This window comes from Hoeflea sp. AS16, from assembly GCF_038900095.1.
Lineage (GTDB): Bacteria > Pseudomonadota > Alphaproteobacteria > Rhizobiales > Rhizobiaceae > Hoeflea.
The window spans coordinates 45,064-65,479 of sequence record NZ_JBBMQQ010000001.1 but is presented as its reverse complement, the minus strand read 5'-3'; the positions used below and the strand labels follow the sequence as shown (position 1 = coordinate 65,479).

The following is a 20,416-nucleotide window of genomic DNA, read 5'->3' as shown; positions in this document are numbered from 1 at the left end:
CCCTGAAGCCGGAGCGGGCATCCGAACTTTCCGCCTCCCGCTCAACCATGTCCGGTGTCTCCCCCGGACACTTCGGCAAGCGCAAACTTGGCCGAATTGCTCTTCGGCGTCCACAAGCCACGCTCGATGGCCTCTTCGAATTTTGCCGCCATCTCCTTGAGGGCATCGGGATTCTTCTCGCGCAGAAACGCCAGCGTCTCCTCATCCATCAGATAGGCCTGGTAGACCGCATCAAAATGCGCGTCCCGCACAGCACCGGTGGTTGCGGCGAAGGCGAACAGGTAATCCACCGTCGCCGCCATCTCGAAGGCGCCCTTGTAGCCGTGCCGCTTGACGCCCTCGATCCATTTCGGATTGACCGCCCGTCCGCGCACCACACGTGCGATCTCCTCTTCCAGCGAGCGGATCACCGGACGCTCGGGCCGCGAATGATCATTGTGGTAGATCGCCGGCCGCGTGCCGCGCGCCGCTTCCACAGCCGCGGTCATGCCGCCTTCGAACTGGTAGTAATCATCGGAATCGAGCAGATCATGCTCGCGGTTGTCCTGGTTCTGCACCACCGCCTCGACGGTCGACAGCCGCTGCTCGAACAGTTCATGCGCCGCCTGCCCTTCTTCGCCCGCACCATAGGCATAGCCACCCCAGACGACGAAGGCCTCGGCCAGGTCTCCGCGGTCAGCCCAGCCACCCTCATCCATCAGCGCCTGCAGGCCGGCGCCATAGGCTCCGGGCTTGGATCCGAAGACCCGGAACGAAGACTGCCGCAAAGCCTCGGCCTCAGTCGCGCCCGCCTCGATCAGCAACCCACTCTCCTGCCGCGCCCGTGCCGCCAGCGGATTGTCAGCCTCGTCCTCTTCCAGTGCCGCAATCGCCCGCACCGCCCGGTCAAACAGCGCGATCTGGTCCGGAAACGCGTCACGGAAGAAACCGGAAATCCGCAAGGTCACGTCGACACGTGGCCGCTTCATCATCGCCATCGGAATGATCTCGTAGCCGGTCACCCGTCGGGAGGCCGGATCCCAGACCGGCTTCGCCCCGATCAGCGCCAGCGCCTGGGCGATGTCATCGCCGCCGGTGCGCATGTTCGAGGTGCCCCATGCCGTCAGCGCCATCGAGGTCGGCCATTCGCCGTGGTCCTGCACGTGCCGCATGACCAGAAGTTCCGCCGATTTCTGCCCCAGCTCCCATGCCGCCGGCGTCGGCACCGCGCGGCTGTCAACCGAGTAGAAATTCCGCCCGGTCGGCAACACATCCGGGCGTCCCCGCGTCGGTGCGCCCGAAGGTCCGGGAGCCACGAAACGTCCATCGAGCGCGGTCATGAGACCGTTGATCTCGGCCTCGCCGCAGGCCTCGACCGAAGGCCGGATCATGGTCCGGATATTCTCCATCACCGCACTCGTGTCAGCCCAGTCACCCGGCACCGGGGTACGCCCGGACACCAGTTCGATCGCCAGCAGTTCGATCCGCTCGACCGTGTCGCCATTGGTGCGCCAAAGATCCTCCGAAACCGACTGCAAAACGTCAGGCTTGGGCCCCGTCCACGGTTCACCCATGGCGCAATCGAGTGGATCGAAACCAGAAAACCCCATGTCCCGCGCCATAGCCCGGTGCAGGCTGTCTTCGCCGGGCGTCACACCGCGCTTGATCCGCGCCAGCGCCACCGTGAGGTCCGTCAGCAATCCGCCCTCGGGCGAAAGTCCAAAGATATGAAGCCCGTCGCGGATCTGCATTTCCTTGAGATCACACAGCCAGGCATCGAGCTTTTCCAGCGCCAGATCATCATCATCGCCCGGCACAATCCCGGCATCGGCATCCAGCCCGATGTCGCGCACCAGGTCGAGGATCTGGCCCTTGAGCAGTTTCAGCCGCCGCGGGTCATGCCCCGAGGCTTCGTAATATTCATCAACGAGCGCTTCGAGGTCCTTGAGCGGGCCGTAGCTTTCGGCCCGGGTCAGCGGCGGCGTCAGATGGTCGATGATCACGGCCGATGTGCGGCGCTTGGCCTGTGTCCCCTCACCCGGATCGTTGACGATGAACGGATAGACATGCGGCATCGCACCGAGCACCGCTTCGGGATAACACGCCCGCGACAAGGCCAGCGCCTTGCCCGGCAGCCATTCCAGATTGCCATGCTTGCCCATGTGCACGACCGCATGAACATCAAACTCGGTGCGCAGCCAGGCATAGAAGGCGAAATAGCCATGCGGCGGCACCAGGTCCGGTGCATGATAGCTGGCTTTCGGATCGATATTGTAACCGCGCGCGGGCTGAATGCCGACGGCGACATTGCCGAAACGCAAAAGACCCAGATGGAAAGCCCCGTCGCGATAGAACGGATCGGCTTCAGGTCCACCCCAGCGCTCGTTCACTGCCGCCTGGATTGCCGGATCGAGCGCTTCGAAAAACGCCTGGTAGTCCTGAAGCGATAGCGGCACCCCGCCGCTGCGATCGTCGCGGATCGCATTGGTCGGCCCGGCCTTCAGCGCTGAAATCAGCGCATCGCCATCAGCGGGAAGTTCGCCAGTCTGGTATCCCGCCCCAGCCATCGCCTTCAACACTTCGACGGTGCCTGCGGGCGTATCAAGCCCCACCCCGTTGGCCAGGCGCCCATCCCGGTTGGGATAATTGGCCAGCACGATCGCCACCCGGCGCTCCGGCGCTGGCGTCCGCCGCAACCGCGCCCAGCGTGATGCCAACTCTGCAACAAACTGCACCCGGTCCGGCTCCGGCGCATGGGTGACGATATTGGCCTCAACCGTCTCGTCAAACCGCGCCGCCGATTTGAACGACACCGCGCGGGCGAGCACCCGGCCATCCACTTCCGGCAGTGCCACATGCATCGCCAGATCACGCGAGGTCAGACCCTGCTGTGACGCGGCCCAGGCCTCGCGGCCACCGCCTGCAAACACCGCCTGCAACACCGGCGCACCGGTTGACTCAAGCACCGTTCCTTTGGTCTGTGCGCCCGGCGAGGAGACTGCAAAGCCGGTGGCATTGATCACCACGTCAGGCGCAGCATCGGCGAAAATCGCCTGCAATGTGCCCACCGAAACCGGGTCTTTGAGACTGGAGACGAACACCGGCAACGCATTGACACCCTCGGCTTTCAATCCGTCGCACAAGGCTGCAACCGGCGCGGTCTGGCCGCTCTGCACCAGCGCCCGGTAAAAACACACCGCCACCACCGGTGCGCCCTCAATCCAGTCCTTGCTCACATCGGCAAGTGCGGGATTGCTCACATGCGGGTGCCACAGCCCGGCCTTGAGCAGCGGTGCAGCCGGTGCAGGCAACTCGCCGCCTTCAATCAGCGCTTCGGCATACTGGATAAGCCCGCGGGCATTCTCCGCACCACCTTCTATCAGGTAAGTCCAAAGCTGGTCGCGGGATGCCGGATCCAGCGTCGATAGCGGCTCCAGCCCCGGATCAGGCCGGTCATCGCCCGGCAACGCTGCAATCTGGAAGCCATTGGCAAACGAGGCTGCGTGCAGGCTTTCCAGCGCATAGGCAAAATAGCTGGCCCCGCCGAGCGCGCGGACGATCACCAGTTTCGCCTTCGGCGCCATCTTCGCCACGAATGTGTCGACCGACATCGGATGCTTGAGGTCGCTGAGACTCGCCAGCCGCCAGGTCAGCCGGCCTGTCGTCTGCCGCGCGGCTGCTATGCTGGCAAGCTCAGTATCGGCGGCACTGAGAAACAGGATATCGCCCGGGCTTTGGCCCAGATCGACGGCTTCATCGCCATCGCTCAACGTCCCTTTTTGTGCGACCAGCAAATGCATCGCGACACCGTCTCCTCGATCGGATCAACCAGCCAGCGCGGAAAGGCTTGCGCGGATTGCCGCCTCGTCCAGATCATGCAGACCGATCACCACAAGTCGGGTTTCCCGTGCCTCGCCGCTGCCCCATGGACGGTCGAAATGCGTTTCGATGCGGCTGCCGACCGCCTGAACAACCATGCGCATCGGCTTGCCGGCCATATCGGCAAATCCCTTCAGACGCAGGATGTCGTGGCTGACGATCAATGACTTGAGACCTTCGGTGAAGCCCGCAACATCGCTCACCGGACCAAGCGAAACCACGATGCTTTCGAACTCGTCGTGATCATGCTCATGGCCATCGGCATGATGCATTTCATGATGCGACTTGCGGTTGGCAATGTCGTCCTCGCTGCCGACACCCAGCCCCAACAGCACTTCCGGCGCCACCTCGCCCTGCCGCGCCTCGACGAAAATCGGCTTGCGGGTGAGATGCCCGGCGATCCCGGCGCGAACGCCTTCCAGATCCGATGCGCTGATCAGGTCTGTCTTGTTGAGAATGATCAGGTCGGCGGCAGTCAGCTGATCCTCGAACAACTCCTCGAGCGGGCTTTCATGATCAAGCCCTTCGTCAGCCAGCCGCTGTGCGTCGAGCTTGTCATGGTCATGCGCAAAGCGCCCGGCGGCAACAGCGGCGCTGTCGACCACGGTGACCACGCCATCGACGGTGACTTGCGTCTTGATGCCGGGCCAGTTGAAGGCGGCGACCAGCGGCTGCGGCAAGGCCAGACCAGAGGTTTCAATGACGATATGGTCCGGCCGGTCGGTACGCGCCAGCAGCTTTTCCATGGTCGGGATGAAATCATCGGCCACGGTGCAGCAGATGCAGCCATTGTTGAGCTCGACGATGTCATCCTCGCTGCACACCTCGTCACCGCAGCCCTTGAGGACGTCGCCGTCGACGCCAAGATCGCCGAATTCGTTGATGATCAGCGCAATCCGCTTGCCCTTGGCGTTGGACAGCATGTGCCGGATCAGCGTGGTTTTGCCCGCGCCGAGAAAGCCGGTGATGACGGTGGCGGGAATCTTGGAAGCAATCATGGGTTACCCCTTCATCTTGAGTGGCAGGCCGGCGGCGACGAAATGAACTTCGTCGGCAAGGCCCGCAATTAACTGGTGAAGCCGGCCGGCATGATCACGGAACGCCCGTGCCATGGCGTTGTCAGGCACGATGCCGAGACCGACTTCATTGGAAACAAAGACCACCGGCCCCTTCAGGCCCGGAATCGCGGCGGCAATTTCATCAAAAGCGGTGCCGAGGTCGTGCTCGCCGAGCATCAGATTGGTCACCCACAGTGTCAGGCAATCAACCAGCATCGGACGGTCGGTCCGGGCATGGGTTTTGAGCGCCGGGACCAGGTCCACCGGGGCCTCGATGGTTTCCCATCCCTGCCCGCGCCGGTGCTGATGCGAAGCAATCCGGTCCCGCATCTCCTCGTCCCAGGCCTGGCCGGTCGCCAGATAGAGCCTTGTGTCCGAGGCACGTTCGACAAGCCCTTCGGCGAAGGCGGACTTGCCCGAGCGCGCGCCGCCCAGCACCAGCGTCACCGGTGGCAGGCCTGGCGTCACGCCGTTTGCTCCTCTGGAACACGCGACAGGAAAAAACCAAGCAATCCGCCAAGCAGCAGCCAGAAGAACAGCGTGGTCGCCAGCGATGCGGCGGCATAGGCCGACGCGATATAGGCAGGCACTTCGCTCGAAAGATCTTCAGGCACCGGCGAGCCCCACACATGCGGGGCGATGATGATGGCGACACCGACGGCCTTGACCAGCCATTCCGGCCGCATCGCGAGGCACCAGATCCCGGCAGCCGACATCGCCACGGTGATCATCCACCAGCTCTGCCTGTCGCCAAGATCGGCATAGGGGAACCCCGGAACCGCAGGCGGCAAGCTCATCGACGGCGCAAGCTGGACGCAAAACCACGCCGCGGCCCCGAAAAGCAGGCCGCGGGTGATCGCCTCGCGTCCTGCGGGAAATTCCACACCCATCAGCAGCGCCACGGCGGCAAGCATCAGCGCGAAACCTGCTCCTGCAACCAGATTGGCAAGAACCGTGTCCCAGAACCGGCCGAAGCCGAGCATGGAGTCTTCCTCGGCATGCTGATGCCCGGGCTCGGCCTCCGCACCGGCATCGCCATGATCGTGAGCAACCTCGCCATTTTCATAGGCCTCGGCCTGCATGATCAGCGGAATGGTTTTGACGTATTGGGCGGGCGTCATCACCATACCGGCAATGAGCCCGGCGGCGAGAGCCGCCAGGAGCAACCTGACAATCATGAGATCAATCCCTTAGTGGCAGGGAAAGCCGTAGGAATGCCTTGTGTCGTGCGCTGCGTCGTGCAGCGTCTGCGAATTGGCAAGACCAACTCCGAACACCAGGATCGAGCCGATGACCAGTGCCATCAGGCCGGCAACAGTGCGTGCGCCGATGCGATCGGTGAGGGAAAGCGTTTGGGTTTTGGCAGACATGACAACCTCCGTGAGTGACTTCGGAAGAAAGTTTCTTCCGAAGGTCCGGCTCTCAACCGGTGCGAATGGCAGGTCTCCTGGCTCGCGGGTCACGTCGACGTTGCCGTCGATCATCAGCAAATGCCGGCCTTCCCAACGCTGATCGCGGTCATGAAAACGGGACGATTCGTAGACAAAGAGGCGTCCGCGCCGATTGATCATGCCGCCACGTCAGTGGCTTGTCCGGCCCGGAGCTTCAGGATAACGGAAAAACACCATTGTCTTTCCGTCACTCTGGCCTCCCGTGCCCGGTGACATTCGCCTAGCCGCTCTACAGTCGCGGGGTCGGCTGCGATAAAGATGCCCTGGTTGGGTCCATCCCGTCGCATTCCCTTTTGATCCGGAAAACCAACTTGGGTTTCTGGAACCATTCGAACCTCAAGTGATAGGGCTGACGCCGCAGACTGTCAATCGAGACTGCGCCATCGCACGGCCTGTCAACGACCAATCAGTGCCGATGTGCTCATCAGCCTGTCGAACCCCACCAGACGGTCAAGCTCGGCAGCGACTTCATCGAGGGCTGCGTCAACATCGGCGCGGAAATTGGTCTCCCCGCCACGAATGCCAAACTCCGCCAGCAACTTCGCACGGTAGGCGTCCGAATCGAACAGACCGTGCAGGTAGGTTCCCGACACCTTGCCGTCGGGCGAAATCGCGCCATCAGGCCGCCCGTCGAGAAGCGTCATCGGTCGGGCGCTGTCCGGCCCGCGGCTGACACCGAGATGAATTTCGTACCCCGACAACGCCACGTCATGCTCCGCCGAACGCGCCTTGATGTTGCGGACAGTTTTTTCCGGCGCCATCTCTGTTTCGATGTCGAGCAGCCCGAGCCCCTCGGCTGCCTCGCCTTCCCCTTCGAGCCCCAGCGGATCGCTGACTATCCGCCCCAGCATCTGGTAGCCACCGCAAATTCCGATAATCCTGCCGCCGCGCCGGTAATGCGCCTGCATATCCCTGTCCCAGCCCTGCCGCCGGAAATCGGCGAGATCGGAAATCGTCGATTTCGAGCCCGGCAGGATCACAAGGCCTGCATCCTCGGGCAACCGCTCGCCGGGGCGCACGAACACGAGATCCACATCCGGCTCGGCCTTGAACGGATCGAAATCATCGAAATTGGCGATCCGCGACAACACCGGAACCGCGATCTTGAGCGCCCGCGCCGGCCCCTGCACCAGACGCTCCAAAGCCACGGAATCTTCCGCCGGCAATCGCGCCGCGGCCTTGAGCCACGGAATGACACCGAGGCACGGCCATCCGGTAAAACCGTCAATCGCCGAGATGCCGTCATCAAACAGGCTGACATCGCCGCGAAACTTGTTGATCAGGTAGCCCGCGATCATTGCGCGGTCCGCGACGGGCAGGATGGTATGCGTGCCGACGATCGAGGCGATGACCCCGCCGCGGTCGATGTCGCCGACCAGCACCACCGGCACCCCGGTCGCTGTCGCAAATCCCATATTGGCAATATCGCCTGATCTCAGGTTGATTTCCGCCGGAGATCCCGCCCCTTCGACCAGCACCAGGTCAGCGCCATCCGCGACACGGGCAAAACTGTCCATCACCGCCGCCATCAGTTGCGGCTTGAGTTTCTGGTAGTCGCGGCCGCGCGCATGACCGGTAACTTTTCCCTGAACCACGACCTGGGATCCGGTTTCGGACTGTGGCTTGAGCAGCACCGGGTTCATGTGCACGCTTGCCGACACCCGGCAGGCCAGCGCCTGCAGCCATTGTGCCCGCCCGATCTCGCCGCCGTCATCGGCGACAGCGGCATTGTTGGACATGTTTTGCGGCTTGAACGGGCGAACCTTCAGGCCATGATTTGCCGCCAGCCGGCAAAAGCCCGCAACCAGCACGGTCTTGCCGACATCCGAACCCGTTCCCTGAAACATCAATGCCCGTGTCATCGGCCGTCGATAGCACCGCCAACGGCAGATCAAAAGGCCTTTTCAAGCCGCCACGTTAACCATTGCTTCACCGTGATTTCAAAAGAACGGCAAATTCTTTTTGCGACATCTGAATTGCGACATCCCGCGACGGATTCAATGCAGCTCAACCCACCCGATGAGCATAGAGCAGCGTTAGATGGTGCTTGCCATTTGAAAATCGTCGTCAACACAAAACGGAAGGACATCGCCATGCTGTATGTATTCAATTCTGCCAATCGCGTTCAGATCGCATGGAACAACGTGCTTCCGGCCCAGAAGGCAAACCAGAAGCCCCGCTCCAGCGTGCTTAACAGCTTCATCCGCACGCTTTCCGCGGGCTGAATCGCGTCAAAAGCGCCCACCCGGAAGCTCCGGGAGCAATGAATTCCAAGAAGGCCGGATGAGCGATCATCCGGTCTTTTTTTGTCCGGCTGGTCCACAAATGCGAAGGCCGCCTGGATCTTTCGATCCCGACGGCCTGCCAAAATACACTGACGACCTCACAAAAACGCGCGAGGTTCGCGACATCCCGGTACGCAATACCTGATCCGGGATGGTCGGCGGTTGTCCCCCGCCGTGCAAACAGGTGTAACCCGGACATCGTTACCGGAGAGTTATTGAAACCCTAAGCATTCATGAATCTTGCAATTTATTTCGACGGCCCGAAAATTTATGATGCAATGCACCACCGGTGGCCATCCTGATTTACGAATTCTCGAAGCTACGGTTGATTTCTTGGCGTAAGTCCTTACCCTGAAAGGCGGCATTTCAATTGGGCAACCGCCTTCGACAGAGTTCCGTGGGTTCCACTTGCGCCGTTTGATGTCGCCTTTGCGTCGTAACTGACGTGTGAAATGGTTTTCAATGACCATGAGGCGATTTGCCTTCAATTCCATCGGTGTCCGGTAATCAGCAGTGACCGGGTTTTGCCGAAAAATGGAACAACCACTGCATCAATAAGACTGGGAGGTCTTACATATGAAGAAGCTTCTCGCTTCCACCGTTCTCGCCGTTGGCCTTATGGGCTTCGCCGGCGCCGCATCTGCTGCATCACATAGCGAATGTGGCCGCGTGACCATCGCCAACATGAACTGGGCTTCGGCTGAAGTTCTGGCGAACATCGACGAAATCATCCTTTCCGAAGGCTATGGCTGCGAAGCCGAGCTTGTGGCCGGTGACACCACCCCGACCCTCACCTCAATGGTTGAAAAGCAGGAGCCGGACGTCGCTCCTGAAGCCTGGATCAACTCGCTTCGCACCCTGCTCGACTCCGCTGTTGCCGAAGGCAAGCTTCACTACGCATCCGAATCGCTCAGCGATGGCGGCGTCGAAGGCTGGTGGATTCCCAAGTACACCGCCGAAGCCCATCCTGAAATCAAGACCATTGATGACGCGCTGGCACATCCCGAGCTGTTCCCTGCCCCCGGCATGGAAAACGAAGGCAAGGGCGGCGTCTACAACTGTCCTGAAGGCTGGGGCTGCCGCATCATCACCACCAACCTCTTCAAGGCCTACGGCGCTGAAGAAAAAGGCTGGGTGACGGTTGAAACCGGTTCGGCTGCTGGCCTCGACGGCTCCATCGCCAAGGCATACGAGAGAGAAAACCCGTGGCTCGGCTACTACTGGGCACCGACGGCAATTCTCGGCAAGTACGAAATGGTCAAGCTTGACCATGGCGTCGAGCACGACAAGGAAGAGTGGGACCGTTGCACATCGATCACCGATTGCCCGGACCCCAAGAAGAACGCCTGGTCCAAGTCTGAAGTCTACACGGTTGTCACCGACGACTTCAAGAAGCGTGCCGGCCCTGCCTACGACTACCTGGCAAACCGCAGCTGGCCCAACTCCACTGTGAACGCCCTGCTTGCATGGATGGCCGACAACCAGGCAACCGGTGAAGCCGGTGCTCGTCACTTCCTGAAGGAAAACGAGGACATCTGGACCAAGTGGGTCTCGCCGGAAGCGGCTGAAAAAGTCAAGAAAGCAGTGATGTAATCCATCGCTGATGATGTGGCGGGCCTAGGTCCGCCACATTTTTATCCAGACAGGCGCGGTCGGGGAACACAAAGCCGCAATGGTCTGGAGCTGGGACCGGGGGCACGCGCCAAAAGGTGCATTCATCTGGCCACAGGCAGCGATGAATCGTTGGTCGCCTGACGATCAGCCAATAGAATTATCCGTATTTGGAGCGTCAATATGGACTGGCTCATAGAATTTCCCGCCATGGATACCGACAGGTTGACGGCCTTGAAAAAGACCATCGACCTCGGCTTCCGCAACTTCACCCGCGCCAATGGCGAAATGTTTGAAACCGCACTCTATCCGGTGCAATGGTTCATGTACCGTGTCGAGCAATTGCTCACCAGCTCGCCCTGGCCACTCGTGATACTCGGTTTTGCATTGATCGCATGGCTGGCAAGCCGCAGCTGGAAGATAACCGCCGGGGTGATCGTTACCCTGCTGCTGATCGGTTACTTCGACATGTGGGAAGACACCATGAAGACCATCGCCATGACAGTCGTGGCGACGATCCTGGCCATTATTGTTGGCATACCGATAGGCATCCTGATGGGCCGCTCGGACCGGGTCCAGGCGGTGCTCAATCCGGTTCTCGACGTGATGCAGACCATGCCGAGTTTCGTCTATCTCATTCCCGTGGTCATGCTGCTGGGCATTGGCCGCGTCCCAGGCCTGATCGCGGTGATGGTCTACGCCATCCCGCCGATCATCCGCCTGACCAACCTCGGTATCCGGCTGGTTGACAAGGATGTGCTCGAAGCCGCCGATGCCTTCGGTTCGTCCAACTGGCAGCGGCTCAAGAACGTGCAGATGCCGCTGGCGCTGCCGACCATCATGGCCGGCGTCAACCAGACCATCATGATGGCACTCGCCATGGTCGTCGTCGCATCGATGATCGGTGTTCAGGGGCTGGGTCTTCCGGTGCTGAAAGCCATCGCAAACCAGTACTTCACGCTGGGTATCTTCAACGGCCTCGCCATTGTCGGCATCGCCATCATCTTTGACCGCACCAGCCAGGCCTATGGCAAGCGGCTGCAGAAGCACCTGGAGGTGGTACATGGCTGAGCAAGAAACCGGTATCGGGATCAGCGTCCGCAATCTTTACAAGATTTTCGGCGCCAACCCGGAAGCCTATATCGACGCCGTCAAGGCTGGCATGACCAAGGCCGAGCTCAACGACAAGCACAACCACGTGCTCGGGCTCAAGGACATCAACATCGACATGCCCGGCGGCGGCATCCAGGTGGTCATGGGCCTGTCCGGCTCGGGCAAGTCTACCCTGATCCGCCACATCAACCGGCTGATCGATCCGACTGCGGGCGAAGTCATCGTCGGCGACGAGGATGTCGTCCAGATGAACGAGAACGAGCTTCGCGAGTTCCGTCGTCACAAGACCGCAATGGTGTTTCAGAAGTTTGCGCTTCTGCCGCACCGGACCGTTCTCGAGAACGCGGTCTACGGGCTCGAGATCCAGGGTCTTCCCCGCCAGGAGCAGGAAAAGCAGGCACGACGCTGGATTACCCGCGTCGGGCTCGAAGGCTTTGAGGACAATTACCCCAACCAGCTTTCAGGCGGCATGCAGCAGCGCGTGGGCCTTGCCCGGGCGTTGACCAATGATGCCCCGATCCTGCTGATGGACGAGGCCTTCTCCGCACTCGATCCGCTGATCCGCATGGACATGCAGACCGTTCTGCTCGATCTGCAGAAGGAAATCCGGAAGACCGTGGTCTTCATCACCCACGATCTCGACGAGGCACTGCGCCTGGGTGACCGCATCGCCATTCTGCGTGATGGCGAAGTGGTCCAGCAGGGGACCAAGCAGGAAATCGTGCTGCATCCTGCCGATGAGTACATCTCCAGCTTCGTGCGCGAGGTCAACCGCGGACGGGTGATTTCGGTCGACATGGTGCTGAGCCCCTTGTCAGGCGAGCCGCAGGGCATGCCGGTCAAGACCGGCACAGTGCTTGAAGTCGCGGCCAAGAAGATGACCGACAGCAACACCTCTGTTGCCCACGTGACGGACGCTTCCGGCAAGCCGATTGGCGCGCTGGACATCCATGACGTGATTTCAGCCATGGTGACGCCGGTCGATCACGAAACGGCGGCCTGATCCGCAAGACGCCTCCGATCCGGCCAGACCGGATCAGCCGGCCTTCAAGACCCGCAGGTGGCCCGCCCGCCTGCGGGTTTTTTCATGCGTGGCAACAGCTTTGCTTGCAATGATATAAGGATATCTTTATACGACAATCAATTAAACAGGAGAATTTCATGCCCGCTTCCAATCCGCTTGCCGATCTGCTTGCCGAAAAAGGCGTTCTGCTCGCCGACGGCGCAACCGGGACCAACCTGTTCGCCATGGGGCTGGAATCGGGCGAAGCACCGGAAATGTGGCTGGAAACGGCCCCCGAGAAAATCACCAAGCTGCACCAGGACTTTGTCGATGCCGGGTCCGACATCATCCTGACCAACAGTTTCGGCGGCACCCGCAACCGGCTCAAGCTGCACCAGGCCGATGACCGGGTATTCGCGCTCAACAAGAAGGCGGCCGAAATCGCCCGCGCCGTTGCCGACAAGGCGCCGCGCAAGGTCATCGTCGCAGGCTCCGTCGGTCCCACCGGCGACCTGCTGGTGCCGCTCGGCGCCATGACCTATGACGATGCGGTCAACTCCTTCGTCGAACAGATCGAGGGCCTCAAGGCCGGTGGCGTCGATATCGCCTGGATCGAAACCATGTCCGCCCGCGACGAAATCCGCGCAGCCGCTGAAGCAGCCGTGCGCTGTGGCCTGCCCTATGTCTACACCGGCTCGTTCGATACCGCCGGCAAGACCATGATGGGCGTGCACCCGCGTGACATCCACTCGATCGCCAGCGACATCGGCGACGGCCCGGCTGCGGTTGGCGCCAATTGCGGCGTCGGCGCATCCGATATCCTGTCTTCCCTGCTCGACATGACATCGGCAGATCCGGAGGCCATCGTTGTCGTCAAGGGCAATTGCGGCATCCCCGAGTTCAAGGGTACGGAAATCCACTACTCGGGCACACCGCCGCTGATGGCCGATTACGCAAGGCTGGCCATCGATGCCGGTGCGCGCATCATCGGCGGCTGCTGCGGCACTTCCTGCGATCATTTGCGCGCCATGCGCGAGGCTGTCGACAGCCACATCAAGGCGCAGCGCCCGACAGTGGAAACCATTATCGATCGCATCGGCCCGATGCGCAACACGGTCGCCACCGACAACGCCGCTCCCAAGCGTGAACGCCGCGGCCGCCGCAGCTGAAGCAAACTGCTGTTGAACACACTCAAGATGCCGGCACATCAGTGCCGGCCTCTCTGTTTTGCTGCCGGAGGTGTCAGGGCTGACCAGTCCAGTCCTGCCCGTCCTGATCCTGCAGGGCTTCAATGTCGCCGCGGGCCTTCTTCAGAATCTCCAGCGCCTGCTGCGCCTTTTCGGCAGACAATCCGCCGCTTCGGACCTGACGGAACAGCGCTTTGCGCAAGGCGCGGAACTCGGCCCCCAGCGAGACACCCTGGATTTCTTCCGATGCCTCGTCGATCTGCGCATTGATCCTGTCAAGATCGACGCGATTTTCCCCGAGATAGGCCAACCCCTCTTCGGTGATCGAGAACAGCTTCTTGGCGCCCTGCATCTGGGAGGACACCAGATCGGCCTCCTCCAGCATCTGCAGCATTGGGTAGATTGCGCCCGGGCTCGGGCTGTAGGCCCCCTGGAAGCGGGCTTCCAGCGCCTTGATGATGTCATAGCCATGGCGCGGTTGCTCCGCGATCAGGCCCAAAACCACCAGCCGCAGCGCACCGGAGTCAAACATGCGTTTGCCGCCGCCGCCGAACGGACCGCCACGGTGACGCCCGAAGGGGCCGCCCCGCCCGTGGCCACCGCCGCCTCCCCGGCCTTCGGGGCCGGCACAATGGCGGTTTTCGTGACGGCATTTGTGTCTGTGCATTCCAAACATGATCGATGTCCTTCCTGAATTACGATAGCATTTCATACCGTATTATCTGCGTAAAGATATATCTTTTGCAAGAGCTATCGTTATGAAACGATCCAAAATTTGCGACAAGGCATTGTTTTAATGGAATATTTTTTTCGGCTGAAGGAGCATCCTCACCATTACGGATGAGGATTGCGCCGCTCGCGGTTCAGCAGAAAGCCGTCATGTGGAAGCGAATTTGCCCGGCGCTGTAGCGATAGCTGCGCCCGACCGGACAGGCATCGCGCGCCAGGCAACCTGAACGCATGCATCCGTCCCGTCCGGCTTCGCCCTTCAGATAGGACCGGCAATCCGGGACAGCAAAACCCGCCGGTGTAAACGCCTCGACCGGGCAGGCCGACAGGCAGGGCTTGTCGCTGCAGGTGTCGCAGGGATGCGGTGCCAGGCTCGTCCCTGGCGACGGTTCGCCGGTTACCAATCTTGCCATCGCTGCTTTCTCGAACAGGATCGCTCCGCGATAGCCATGCCATAAGCCGTAATCCGGATGAATGAGCATCCCCAGCGGCGAAGGTTTCAGCCCTTCGGCGGCCATCGCCCATTGCTGGAACGGCTGCCAGGGCCGATCTGATGGAAACACCGCTTCTCCGCCCGCAGTTTCCGCAATCGGGGTGATCACTGATTTTGACCAGGTGTCGAGCGGATCATCAATCCCGCGATGCGTTATCCGCCAGGCCTCGAAGACCGGCCAGAACGCCCCTCCGGCATGACCGACCAGGCAGATCGCCGATGCCGTTCCTGTACCAGATGGCATCGCAACATCTGGCCCGCCCGGAAAAACCCAGCCCCTCAGGCAAAGCCCGTGACCAGCCAGCGTGGCATCAAGCACGTCAATGCCGGCGGCAGCGGTCATCGCTCCCGGTCGCCCGTGCCGCCGTCACGGAACGCAGAGCGCCAGACCTCCTTGTGAATGAGGCCTGCCACCTTGTCCTGCCCGCCTGTCTCCCTGGCTTTATCGGGCTGTGTTCAAGTGAAGGCGTCCGGCATCGAGTCTTTCCGCTCGGCGATATAGGCAAGCAGCGCCTCGTCGATTGCCGGGTCCAGTTCCGGTGCGACATAGCCGTCGAGCCACGAGCGGCACAGGTTGCGCGCCCGCTCCTCGATCCGCTTTTCGCCTTCCGCCAGCCATTGCTCGTAGGAATTGTTGTCGGCCAGCGAAGAGCGGAAAAACGCCTGCTGGAAATTGGCCTGGGTATGGGCGCAACCGAGATAGTGATTGCCCGGCCCCACTTCGGCAATGGCATCCAGCGCCTGACCGGTTTCCGACAGATCAATGCCCTCGGCAAAACGCTGCTGCATGCCAAGCTGATCGACGTCGATCATGAATTTCTCGTAAGAGCTGACCAGCCCGCCTTCGAGCCATCCGGCCGAATGCAGCGCGAAATTGGTGCCCGCCAGCAGCGTCATGTTCAGCGTCGATGCACTTTCATGCGCGGCTTGCGCATCAGGCACCTTCGAGCCGCAAAGCGATCCGCCGGTGCGGAACGGCAGTTTCAGACGCCGCGCCAGCTGCGCAGCACCGTAGGAGACCAGCGCCGGCTCCGGCGTTCCGAATGTCGGCGCACCCGACTGCATCGAGATCGACGCGGCAAACGTGCCGAACAGCACCGGCGCGCCTGGCCGGATCAGCTGGGTGAAGGCAGCGCCCGCGAGCACTTCGGCCAGGATCTGGGTCAGCGTGCCGATCACCGTCACCGGGCTCATGGCGCCGGCGAGAATGAACGGCGAAACCACGCAGGCCTGGTTGTTGCGGGCATAGACCTTGAGAGCGCCAAGCATGGTTTCGTCAAACACCATCGGCGAGTTGGCGTTGATCAGGTTGAGCGTGACACAGTTCTGGTCAACGAACTCCGCGCCGAACAGGATCTTGCACATCTCGATGGTGTCTTCGGCCCGTTCCGGCGCAGTCACCGAGCCCATGAACGGCTTGTCGCTGTATTTCATGTGGCTGTAGACCATGTCGAAATGGCGCTTGTTCACCGGCACGTCGACCGGCTCGCAGACAGTTCCACCCGAATGGTGCAGCGATGGCGCCATGTAGGCAAGCTTCACGAAATTGCGGAAATCCTCGATCGTCGCATAGCGGCGTTCGCCATCGAGATCGCGGACAAACGGCGGTCCGTAAACCGGTGCAAATACGGTCGCGTTGCCACCGATCTGCACGGAGCGGGCAGGATTGCGGGCATGCTGGGTAAACACTTCCGGTGCGGTCTTCAGCAGTTCGCGGCAAAGTCCCCTGGGAAACCGGACCCGCTCGCCCCTCACATCGGCGCCGGCTTCGCGCCACAGCGCCAGTGCTTCCGCATCATCGCGAAACTCGATCCCGATTTCCTCGAGGATCTTGTCCGCGTTGCGTTCGATCAGGCTCAGTCCTTCCTCGTCGAGCACCTCGTAGTTGCCGAGCTTGCGCAGGATAAACGGCATCGACTGGCCCGGCCCGCCGCCCGAGCGTTGCGCCCGCCGCGCCGCAGCGCCTCTGCCGCGCCGCCCAGCACTCGCCTCAGGTGCTGCATCTTGAACCATATCAGTGGAAGGAAGCGTATCTGGATGAGCCATTGAATGCCTGCTTGTTTTGGAATGGCGCACCATCACGCCAGTGATCCCATGCTAGCCAAAACCAACTCCCGCACATTCCTCAAAGCGCCAAGCCTTGGCGCAGCAGGAATATTGCGGAAACAGCCCCTCGTCGCATTTTCCGATATGCGCGTCGTTTTCAAGGAACTTTTTGCAAACAATCGCCTATATCGCTATGCACGATGGGTCTGGTGCGTTGAACCACCTGACAGGTGCATTCAAGGGAGAAGCCGATGTCTGACGAAGAAATCATCCTGTCCGAACTCTCTGATGATGAACTTGTCCAGCAGATGCATGACGATCTGTATGACGGTCTCAAGGAAGAGATTGAGGAAGGCACCAACATCCTTCTCGGTCGCGGCTGGACCCCCTACGACGTGCTCACCGAAGCACTGGTCGAAGGCATGCGAATCGTCGGCGAGGATTTCCGCGACGGCATCCTGTTCGTTCCCGAAGTGCTGATGAGCGCCAACGCCATGAAGGCCGGGATGTTCATCCTGCGTCCGCTGCTGGTCGAAACCGGCGCCCCCAAGCTCGGCAAGATGGTCATCGGCACCGTCAAGGGCGACATTCACGACATCGGCAAGAATCTCGTCGGCATGATGATGGAAGGTGCGGGCTTTGACGTCATCGACCTGGGCATCAACAACCCGGTCGAAAAATATATCGAGGCCATCGAGCGCGAGCAGCCCGACATTCTCGGCATGTCAGCCCTGCTGACCACCACCATGCCCTACATGAAGGTCGTCATCGACACCATGAAGGAAAAGGGCATCCGCGACGACTTCATCGTTCTCGTCGGTGGCGCACCACTCAACGAGGAATTCGGCAAGGCCGTCGGCGCCGATGCCTATTGCCGCGACGCGGCGGTTGCGGTCGAGACCGCCAAGGAACTGATCAAACGCCGCCACAACCGGCTCGCCGGCGCCTGATCGGCGCAAGCCTGATTACAGCAGCGGGCTGACCTTGCCTTGTTCAGGCCGGTCGGCCTGCGGCAGCGCCGCTAATGACACTGACCGGTGCTTTACGTCCCGACCGGCGCTTCGTATCCTGTTTGTGCGGGAGCTCGCGACCGGTCAGGATCAGCGGCAGGCGCACTCTTCAAAGACGTCAACTCGCCGAATTCCGCAGGGCTGCTGCGGCGCGAAATTTGGATCAGGTGAAAGGCGACATCATGACGGAGCGGCCCACAACGGCCAGCCAGACCGGAACTCCGGACAATCATACCGGCAAGAAAGTGCGGGTGATCGCCTGCGGGATGATTGGTCGCGAGGTCTTGGCCGTCAACAAGCAGCTTGGTCATGACCATGTCGACCTCAAGTGCATTGACGCCAATTTCCATCATTATCCCGACCGCATTGCTCCTGCCGTCGACCGGGCCATTCGCAAGGCGCGTGATGAAGGCTTCGAGCACATCTTCATTGGCTATGCCGATTGCGGCACCGGCGGTGAACTCGACAAGGTCTGCGCCGCCCACGGTGTCGAACGGATCGAGGGGCCGCACTGTTTCTCGTTCTATATCGGCAATCAGGCATTTGAAGCTGCCGGCGACGATATGATGACGACCTTTTTCATCACCGATTTTCTCGCCCGGCATTTCGAAACCTTTTTGATTCGCCCGCTTGGGCTCGACCGGTTCCCCGAACTTCGCGACACCTATTTCGGCCACTACGAGCGCGCGCTCTATCTCGCCCAGACCGATGACCCCGAACTTGAAGAAAAGGCCCGCGCGGCGGCTGAACGGCTGGGCTTGCCCTACGAGCGGCGGTTTACCGGTTATGGCGACCTGGAGCAGGCGCTGGCGCCGCTTTGAGCTGCAAGCCATTTCCGGCAGCTGCGACGATACAAAGCATTAACGCTGAATTATTTTTCCTCTCCGGAAATGATGTGATTATTGCCACAATTTTTAAGCAATCCATGCTTAGATGGTAGGCAGTCGTCATTCAGGGTATCCGCAGTGAACCACCATTCCGCCACAGTAACCGTTCCCGCCATCGCCGCCGGCTCACGCAAGCATCCAGAGAAGCTCTCCGAGCTGCTGGAGCGTCTGGCGCGGGACGCCGGTGAACGCGTCAGCATGCGCGAGATCGCCAATGCGCTGGATGACCGGTCTTTTGGTGCGTTTCTGCTGGTGTTCGCGGTTCCCAACCTGATCCCGCTTCCGCCTGGCGCAACCATGGTTCTTGGCCTGCCGATGGTGTTTGTCGCCTGGCAGATGGTGATCGGCTATCAGAAGGTCTGGCTGCCGCGGGCGCTTGCCAACTATACGATTGACCGGGTCACCTTCCAGCGCATGGTGACCAAGGTTTCGCCCTGGCTTCGCAGTGCCGAAAACTGGGTGCGCCCGCGCAACTGGCCTCTGGGTGGCGCGATCCGCGAACGGCTGTTCGGCGTTTTCGCCCTGATTCTGGCCATCACCTGCGTCTTGCCGATTCCCTTCGGCAACTGGCTGCCTGCCTTTGCCGTTGCCATTCTCGGCGTCGCCCATACCGAACGCGACGGCAATTGCCTGGCTCTGGGTGTTCTGGCCGGCTTGATTTCGGTCGCCATCGCAGCTTTTGTCGTCACGGCCACCGGCGCATTGCTTCTGCATCTGTTCTGAAAAGACTTTTCGGCGCCCCTCTTCCCTGACCTCCGACAGGCTGTAGCCGGATCTTAACCTCGCCCTGGCTATCCTTGCGTTTTCATCTTGATGGATTAGGCATGGCCAGACAAAGCACGATCCTCGTAATCACCGCAGGCGGTGCCTACGCCTGGGTAATCATCAATGCCCTCGCCTCCCGGTTTGAAAACCTTGAGGTGGTGCTCGAACAACCGGAATCAAAGAGCCTTTTCCTCAGGCGCCGGGCCCGCAAGGTGGGCTGGGTCCAGACTGCCGGCCAGTTCGGCACGATGGTCATTTCCCGGTTTGGCAAGCGCCTGGCCCAAAAACGGACGATGGAAATCATCGCTGCGAGCGGTGCACAGACAGAATTGTCGCCTGAGGTTCCGGTAACACGCGTCTCTTCCGCCAACGCCGGCGACTGTCTCGATCTGATATCTGCCCGCAAGCCGGACGTCGTCGTCCTCGTTGGATGCAGGATGCTGTCAAAGGCAACGCTGGCCGCAATTCCCTGTCCGGTGATCAATTATCACTCGGGCATCAACCCGAAATACCGGGGACTGGCCGGCGGCTGGTGGGCCCGCGCGACCGGCGATCATGAAAACTACGGCACCACCGTGCACCTGGTCGATGCCGGTGTCGATACCGGCGACACGCTCTATCAGGCCTTCCTCACCCCGCACCCGCACGAAAGCCTTCTTACAGATTCATTGGCGATGGCTGCTGGATCCCGCGAGATCGTGGTCCGCGCCGTGGAAGACGCGCTGGAGAAACGGCTGCAACCGAAGTCAAGCGATCTGCCTTCCGTGCAACGCTTTCATCCCCCGATCTGGACCTATCTCGGCACCGGTCTATTCAAACGCATCTGGTAGTTTTCAACAGCCTGGTTTGACCCCGGGCATGTTCCCAAATACCTCCGGCATCTTGCAGGTCGTTTTTGACGCGCCGCGCGTCGTCGTCAG

General features: G+C 61.0%; 18 protein-coding genes and 1 riboswitch. Of the genes, 9 read left to right on the top strand and 9 right to left on the bottom strand.

What is annotated here, in order from left to right; genetic code table 11:
• Window positions 1-41: 41 nt before the first annotated feature.
• From cobN to WNY80_RS00235, 6 genes are all read right to left on the bottom strand, one after another.
• Window positions 42-3,779: a cobaltochelatase subunit CobN gene (gene cobN, locus WNY80_RS00260; protein WP_342885336.1), complete on the bottom strand. Its 3,738-nt coding sequence runs from the start codon at window positions 3,777-3,779 to the stop codon at window positions 42-44.
• A gap of 24 nt (window positions 3,780-3,803) precedes the next feature.
• Window positions 3,804-4,856, bottom strand: a complete 1,053-nt coding sequence (cobW, locus tag WNY80_RS00255) for a cobalamin biosynthesis protein CobW (protein ID WP_342885335.1) — start codon at window positions 4,854-4,856, stop codon at window positions 3,804-3,806.
• Between the two features lie 3 nt (window positions 4,857-4,859).
• Complete coding sequence (gene cobU, locus WNY80_RS00250) at window positions 4,860-5,384, bottom strand: bifunctional adenosylcobinamide kinase/adenosylcobinamide-phosphate guanylyltransferase (RefSeq protein ID WP_342885334.1); 525 nt, start codon at window positions 5,382-5,384, stop codon at window positions 4,860-4,862.
• Complete coding sequence (locus WNY80_RS00245) at window positions 5,381-6,094, bottom strand: CbtA family protein (protein ID WP_342885333.1); 714 nt, start codon at window positions 6,092-6,094, stop codon at window positions 5,381-5,383. The genes cobU and WNY80_RS00245 overlap by 4 nt, the downstream gene beginning before the upstream one ends.
• Window positions 6,095-6,106: 12 nt before the next feature.
• Complete coding sequence (locus tag WNY80_RS00240) at window positions 6,107-6,286, bottom strand: CbtB-domain containing protein (RefSeq protein ID WP_342885332.1); 180 nt, start codon at window positions 6,284-6,286, stop codon at window positions 6,107-6,109.
• Window positions 6,287-6,335: 49 nt separating this feature from the next.
• Window positions 6,336-6,712, bottom strand: a riboswitch (cobalamin riboswitch).
• Window positions 6,713-6,762: 50 nt separating this feature from the next.
• Window positions 6,763-8,229: a cobyric acid synthase gene (locus WNY80_RS00235; protein WP_342885331.1), complete on the bottom strand. Its 1,467-nt coding sequence runs from the start codon at window positions 8,227-8,229 to the stop codon at window positions 6,763-6,765.
• A gap of 138 nt (window positions 8,230-8,367) precedes the next feature.
• Here WNY80_RS00235 and WNY80_RS00230 point away from each other — a divergent pair, with 138 nt between their 5' ends.
• From WNY80_RS00230 to bmt, 5 genes are all read left to right on the top strand, one after another.
• Window positions 8,368-8,592 carry a hypothetical protein gene (locus tag WNY80_RS00230; RefSeq protein ID WP_342885330.1) on the top strand — a complete coding sequence of 75 codons (225 nt, stop codon included), beginning with the start codon at window positions 8,368-8,370 and terminating at the stop codon, window positions 8,590-8,592.
• Window positions 8,593-9,228: 636 nt separating this feature from the next.
• Window positions 9,229-10,245, top strand: coding sequence for an ABC transporter substrate-binding protein (locus WNY80_RS00225; protein ID WP_342885329.1), 1,017 nt, complete (start codon window positions 9,229-9,231; stop codon window positions 10,243-10,245).
• Window positions 10,246-10,446: 201 nt separating this feature from the next.
• Complete coding sequence (locus tag WNY80_RS00220) at window positions 10,447-11,334, top strand: proline/glycine betaine ABC transporter permease (RefSeq protein ID WP_342885328.1); 888 nt, start codon at window positions 10,447-10,449, stop codon at window positions 11,332-11,334.
• Window positions 11,327-12,379: a glycine betaine/L-proline ABC transporter ATP-binding protein gene (locus tag WNY80_RS00215; protein ID WP_342885327.1), complete on the top strand. Its 1,053-nt coding sequence runs from the start codon at window positions 11,327-11,329 to the stop codon at window positions 12,377-12,379. Before WNY80_RS00220 ends, WNY80_RS00215 begins: the two co-directional genes overlap by 8 nt.
• Before the next feature lie 158 nt (window positions 12,380-12,537).
• A complete protein-coding gene (gene bmt / locus WNY80_RS00210; protein ID WP_342885326.1) occupies window positions 12,538-13,548 on the top strand; it encodes a betaine--homocysteine S-methyltransferase in 1,011 nt (336 codons plus the stop codon).
• A 73-nt stretch (window positions 13,549-13,621) separates the two neighbouring features.
• On the opposite strand, the gene WNY80_RS00205 is transcribed toward bmt, so the two are convergent.
• The 3 genes from WNY80_RS00205 to WNY80_RS00195 form a co-directional block, all read right to left on the bottom strand.
• Entirely contained in the window at window positions 13,622-14,242 is a 621-nt protein-coding gene (locus WNY80_RS00205) for a PadR family transcriptional regulator (protein WP_342885325.1), read from the bottom strand.
• Between the two features lie 187 nt (window positions 14,243-14,429).
• On the bottom strand, window positions 14,430-15,131 hold the full coding sequence (locus WNY80_RS00200) for a ferredoxin (RefSeq protein WP_342885324.1): 702 nt from the start codon (window positions 15,129-15,131) through the stop codon (window positions 14,430-14,432).
• Window positions 15,132-15,244: 113 nt separating this feature from the next.
• Window positions 15,245-16,801: a trimethylamine methyltransferase family protein gene (locus WNY80_RS00195; protein ID WP_342886271.1), complete on the bottom strand. Its 1,557-nt coding sequence runs from the start codon at window positions 16,799-16,801 to the stop codon at window positions 15,245-15,247.
• Window positions 16,802-17,085: 284 nt separating this feature from the next.
• Between WNY80_RS00195 and WNY80_RS00190 the strand changes: the two genes are divergently transcribed.
• The 4 genes from WNY80_RS00190 (at window position 17,086) to WNY80_RS00175 (ending at window position 20,326) form a co-directional block, all read left to right on the top strand.
• Window positions 17,086-17,784, top strand: coding sequence for a B12-binding domain-containing protein (locus WNY80_RS00190; protein ID WP_342885323.1), 699 nt, complete (start codon window positions 17,086-17,088; stop codon window positions 17,782-17,784).
• A gap of 242 nt (window positions 17,785-18,026) precedes the next feature.
• Window positions 18,027-18,665 carry a DUF1638 domain-containing protein gene (locus tag WNY80_RS00185; protein WP_342885322.1) on the top strand — a complete coding sequence of 213 codons (639 nt, stop codon included), beginning with the start codon at window positions 18,027-18,029 and terminating at the stop codon, window positions 18,663-18,665.
• Between the two features lie 144 nt (window positions 18,666-18,809).
• Window positions 18,810-19,454 carry an exopolysaccharide biosynthesis protein gene (locus tag WNY80_RS00180; protein WP_342885321.1) on the top strand — a complete coding sequence of 215 codons (645 nt, stop codon included), beginning with the start codon at window positions 18,810-18,812 and terminating at the stop codon, window positions 19,452-19,454.
• A gap of 101 nt (window positions 19,455-19,555) precedes the next feature.
• A complete protein-coding gene (locus tag WNY80_RS00175; RefSeq protein WP_342885320.1) occupies window positions 19,556-20,326 on the top strand; it encodes a formyl transferase in 771 nt (256 codons plus the stop codon).
• Window positions 20,327-20,416 lie beyond the last annotated feature (90 nt).

Bases quoted from the DNA above. Each gene is read 5' to 3' on its own strand.
- WNY80_RS00230 (WP_342885330.1), top strand. From the start codon at position 8,368: ATGCAGCTCAACCCACCCGATGAGCATAGAGCAGCGTTAGATGGTGCT.
- WNY80_RS00215 (WP_342885327.1), top strand. From the start codon at position 11,327: ATGGCTGAGCAAGAAACCGGTATCGGGATCAGCGTCCGCAATCTTTAC.
- WNY80_RS00175 (WP_342885320.1), top strand. From the start codon at position 19,556: ATGGCCAGACAAAGCACGATCCTCGTAATCACCGCAGGCGGTGCCTAC.
- bmt (WP_342885326.1), top strand. From the start codon at position 12,538: ATGCCCGCTTCCAATCCGCTTGCCGATCTGCTTGCCGAAAAAGGCGTT.
- WNY80_RS00185 (WP_342885322.1), top strand. From the start codon at position 18,027: ATGACGGAGCGGCCCACAACGGCCAGCCAGACCGGAACTCCGGACAAT.
- WNY80_RS00190 (WP_342885323.1), top strand. From the start codon at position 17,086: ATGTCTGACGAAGAAATCATCCTGTCCGAACTCTCTGATGATGAACTT.
- cobW (WP_342885335.1), bottom strand. From the start codon at position 4,856: ATGATTGCTTCCAAGATTCCCGCCACCGTCATCACCGGCTTTCTCGGC.
- WNY80_RS00235 (WP_342885331.1), bottom strand. From the start codon at position 8,229: ATGACACGGGCATTGATGTTTCAGGGAACGGGTTCGGATGTCGGCAAG.
- WNY80_RS00220 (WP_342885328.1), top strand. From the start codon at position 10,447: ATGGACTGGCTCATAGAATTTCCCGCCATGGATACCGACAGGTTGACG.
- cobN (WP_342885336.1), bottom strand. From the start codon at position 3,779: ATGCATTTGCTGGTCGCACAAAAAGGGACGTTGAGCGATGGCGATGAA.
- WNY80_RS00245 (WP_342885333.1), bottom strand. From the start codon at position 6,094: ATGATTGTCAGGTTGCTCCTGGCGGCTCTCGCCGCCGGGCTCATTGCC.
- WNY80_RS00225 (WP_342885329.1), top strand. From the start codon at position 9,229: ATGAAGAAGCTTCTCGCTTCCACCGTTCTCGCCGTTGGCCTTATGGGC.
- WNY80_RS00195 (WP_342886271.1), bottom strand. From the start codon at position 16,801: ATGGTTCAAGATGCAGCACCTGAGGCGAGTGCTGGGCGGCGCGGCAGA.
- WNY80_RS00205 (WP_342885325.1), bottom strand. From the start codon at position 14,242: ATGTTTGGAATGCACAGACACAAATGCCGTCACGAAAACCGCCATTGT.
- WNY80_RS00240 (WP_342885332.1), bottom strand. From the start codon at position 6,286: ATGTCTGCCAAAACCCAAACGCTTTCCCTCACCGATCGCATCGGCGCA.
- WNY80_RS00200 (WP_342885324.1), bottom strand. From the start codon at position 15,131: ATGACCGCTGCCGCCGGCATTGACGTGCTTGATGCCACGCTGGCTGGT.